Source organism: Neisseria sp. P0021.S007, assembly GCF_051956855.1.
Genome location: NZ_JBQCXA010000781.1, coordinates 1 through 598, shown reverse-complemented (window position 1 = coordinate 598; position 598 = coordinate 1). Strand labels below are relative to the sequence as shown.

The following is a 598-nucleotide window of genomic DNA, read 5'->3' as shown; positions in this document are numbered from 1 at the left end:
TCTTCGCCGACCGCACATGGTCTGGAGCAGGTACAATTCCAAGTGGCGGCGAATAAAGGCAATCCGTCCCGACCTTTGAATAAAGTGGCTTCCGGCGGCGAATTGGCGCGTATCAGCTTGGCTTTGCAAGTGGTTGCCAGCCAATACACGCAAGTGCCGACATTGATTTTCGACGAAGTGGATACCGGTATTGGTGGCGGCGTCGCCGAAATGGTCGGTAAAGCTTTGCGTGCCTTAGGTAAAAAACATCAAGTCTTGGCGGTAACCCATCTTCCTCAAGTCGCCTCTTGCGGTGAAAACCATTGGCAGGTCCGCAAGCATAGCGAAGGGGAGCAAACCGTCAGCGAAATCAGCGTGTTGAACCATCATCAGCGCATTGAGGAAATCGCGCGTATGCTGGGTGGCGAAATTATTACTGATACTACACGCAGCCATGCCGCCGAACTCTTGCATTTGGCAGCCGCCTAAAAGCCTCAAGGCCGTCTGAAAATAGGATTCAGACGGCCTTTTCTATATTTTGCCACCTTTTCAGGCAGGCAGAATACAAGGTATGATTATATCGTCTATTTACAAGGAAATTTTGATGAAAGTCCTGTTT

General features: G+C 50.0%; 1 pseudogene. It reads left to right on the top strand.

Annotated elements, in window-relative coordinates:
• Positions 1 to 468: pseudogene (locus tag ACTHUR_RS15925) on the top strand (DNA repair protein RecN); the annotation flags it as partial.
• Positions 469 to 598: the final 130 nt, after the last annotated feature.